Source organism: Blautia sp. AF34-10 (genome assembly GCF_003477865.1).
Taxonomy (GTDB): domain Bacteria; phylum Bacillota; class Clostridia; order Lachnospirales; family Lachnospiraceae; genus Fusicatenibacter; species Fusicatenibacter saccharivorans.
Genome location: NZ_QUED01000065.1, coordinates 1 through 3,111, shown reverse-complemented (window position 1 = coordinate 3,111; position 3,111 = coordinate 1). Strand labels below are relative to the sequence as shown.

General features: G+C 42.6%; 2 protein-coding genes and 1 pseudogene. All 3 read left to right on the top strand.

The genetic code is table 11. The features are described from left to right. The first annotated feature begins 131 nt into the window (after positions 1 to 131). Positions 132 to 446: a hypothetical protein gene (locus DWZ60_RS16760; protein WP_004843520.1), complete on the top strand. Its 315-nt coding sequence runs from the start codon at positions 132 to 134 to the stop codon at positions 444 to 446. A gap of 325 nt (positions 447 to 771) precedes the next feature. Next, complete coding sequence (locus DWZ60_RS16750; protein ID WP_009244916.1) at positions 772 to 2,493, top strand: MobA/MobL family protein; 1,722 nt, start codon at positions 772 to 774, stop codon at positions 2,491 to 2,493. Then, a pseudogene (locus DWZ60_RS16745) lies at positions 2,411 to 3,090 on the top strand (DUF6040 family protein). Before DWZ60_RS16750 ends, DWZ60_RS16745 begins: the two are co-directional and overlap by 83 nt. Positions 3,091 to 3,111: the final 21 nt, after the last annotated feature.

Below are 3,111 nucleotides of genomic sequence, written 5' to 3'. Positions count from 1 at the left end.
TTCCCAAGAAACCGCCAAAGGTTCTATCAGACCGAAGCCATGATATACCTACACGCAAGAAGATTATACCATGTGCTTCTTCTGATACGCAACCGAGAACTTATGTTTGTAAAAGAAAGGGGAATGTAATCATGGCAAAATCAACAAAAAGTTATGAAGAACGAATGCTTGAAATGGAAAAGAAGGAACAGGAAAGCCTTGAAAAAGCAAAACGATATGCAGTACAGAAGAAAGAACTTCTGAAACGAAAGAAAGCCGAAGAAAGTAAAAAACGAACCCATAGGCTCTGTCAGGTTGGCGGTGCGGTGGAATCCGTTCTCGGTGCGCCTATTGAGGAAGAGGACATCCCAAAGCTGATTGGTTTTCTGAAAAAGCAGGAAGCCAATGGGAAATTTTTTTCAAAGGCAATGCAGAAAGAAACAAATACCGATATGGAGGAAGTGTAATGGCGGGGGATGAGTTTTTCATTCCCTTCATTGCTTTTTCATGAAGGGCGCACTTATGGACAACCAGAGGTCGTCCCAATAAGTTTGCCACAAGTGGCAACCGGTCTTCGCTCACGCTTGCCGGGCTCGTTCCGTCGGCGGGGCTTTCAGCCAGACCTGCTCATGCCGCAGGAGGCACTCTTCGCCAGAGAGGCGCATTCCATGCAGGCTGCTATGCGCAGGGCACTCTTACGCAGAGGGCGTTCCGGCAATACTGCTTTTTCTAAAACTGAAAGCAATGTTGCCGGAAATCTATGCCGGATGTGCAGAAAGGAGGAATCCAGACATGGCGATTTTTCATTACACAGTCAAAATAGTCGGACGAAGTAAAGGGAAATCTGTTATCTCCGCTTCCGCATATCTCAATGGGGATGTGATGAAAAACGAGGAAACCGGGAGAATCAGTTATTACACTTCTAAAAAAGAAGTGGTCTACACCAGTCTGATGATGTGCGAAAACGCACCTCCTGAATGGCAGATAGTACCAGAAGAAAATATAAAACGCTTTCAAAAATCTGTCCGATACAAAAGGTCAGAAGATAAAGAAGCTGCTTTAGAAAAATTTAAAATCACATTTCAGAAACAACGGTTATGGAATGAGGTATTGAAGATTGAAAAAAGTGCAGATGCCCAACTTGGCAGGTCATTTGAATTTGCCCTCCCAAAAGAATGGAGCAGACAGGAACAGATTCAATATACAGCCGACTATATCAAAAAAACATTTGTGGATAAGGGAATGTGTGCTGATTGGAGTATCCACGACAAAGGGGATGGCAATCCTCATGTCCATCTGCTTCTGACAATGCGCCCTTTTAACCCGGATCATTCTTGGGGGAAGAAAGAAGTCAAAGATTGGGGTTTTGTCAGAGATAAAAGCGGAAATATCGTGATTGATGAATCCCATCCGAACTGGTGGCAGGATAAGAAAAACCCTGACCGTCATGGAATCCGTATCCCTGTATTAGATGAAAACGGAATCCAGAAGATTGGTGCAAGAAACCGCCTGCAATGGAAACGGGTACTGACCGATGCTACGGGATGGAACAATCCAAAAAACTGTGAACTGTGGCGGAGCGAGTGGGCAAAGGTGTGTAATGAACATCTGCCTTTGCATAATCAGGTCGATCACCGTTCTTATGAAAAGCAGGGAAAACTCCAGATTCCTACCATCCATGAAGGTGCTGACGCAAGAAAGATTGAACAGAAGTTTCTTGCCGGGCAGGAAATAAAAGGTTCGTGGAAAGTAGCGGAAAATCAAATCATAAAACAACAAAACACGTTATTGCAAAAGATACTGGACACCTTTGGGAAAGTATCTGGTGCATTATCATTATGGAAGGAGCGATTAAATGACATTAGAAGAAAGCCGGGAAATTATACCCTTAATGGAATCTATGATTGGGCAAATCGAAGAACAGCAGACCTTAATGGCAGAAATGCTTCTGGAAATGCAGAACCGGGACACCCAACTCTCTCTTATGCAGGAACAGAATCAGAAATTGCAAAAATTAAACAGCGAGTTATCCGAGCTGCTCAACATTTTGCCAAGTACCGAGGAACTGCTTTCCAAGATGGAAGAACAGAAAACGAAGATAGAACTTTTGGAAAACGAAAATCAGCAATGGCAGATATTGGCACAGAAGCTGAACAGCGAAAACAGTTTATTACTGAAACAGAACACCGAATTGCTGAACTGGAACAGCAGGTAGAGAAAGGACGTGATATAGATGAACGAATCCAGAGAATTAAAGAACGCCGAACAGTTGGAAGAACTTCTGCTCTTGACCGAGGAGATACAAGAAGAGTTGGAACAGAAAGACCAGCTTATCGTGGAACTGAAGACGCAGCTCAACGAATCTCTGACCTTGAACGAGAAATTAAACAAAGAGAACAGAGCCGGGAATATTCAAGCATTAAAGAACGACTTGAAGCTGGCAGACAGAGCATTGCGGAGCGAGAAAGAGAAGCTGCGAAGCGCAAACGTCACGATAGAGGAATGTCAAGATAAAATACGATGCTTAACACAACAACGGGATTATGCCCGGACACATCAGAAAATCGTAGAGATACCGGTAGAAAAGCCGGTACTCTATAAAAATGCGAAGCCTGTGACCGGACAGCCTATCAGAATGCAAAAGCAAGATACGAAACACAAAAAGAGCAACTTGCAGGACAATATAAAGCAAAAACGGTAATGTTCCAAACAACCTTGTTCCTTCTTGCATGGTATTCGCTGACAACCACTCTTTTTCAGGCAGTACAGTCAGATGTGTTCCTTTCCGATTGCAAATCATTCTTCCATGATGCAGCATCATTCATACAAACTTTTATTGGTTGGACGATTGATGCCGGGCAATCTGTGGCACAAATCAGCACAAAAATTCCAAATGAGATTATACCCGGAATCATATATTGGTTATTGCTGATATTGGTTGTGGGAATATGTGTGGCAGGGACAGGAATACTGGCGATACTGATAGAAATAAAGGTTATAGAATTATATAAGAAAAACTGTTGGGATGTTATTACCCTACTGATGATACTGACAAGTGCGGCTGTCATCATTTATTTTGGAGAAGTAAATTTAAAAAAGCATTATCAATAAATCTGTTGTTCTTTGGTTAAT

Coding starts and splice junctions, on each gene's coding strand:
- DWZ60_RS16760 (WP_004843520.1), top strand. CDS start 132: ATGGCAAAATCAACAAAAAGTTATGAAGAACGAATGCTTGAAATGGAA.
- DWZ60_RS16750 (WP_009244916.1), top strand. CDS start 772: ATGGCGATTTTTCATTACACAGTCAAAATAGTCGGACGAAGTAAAGGG.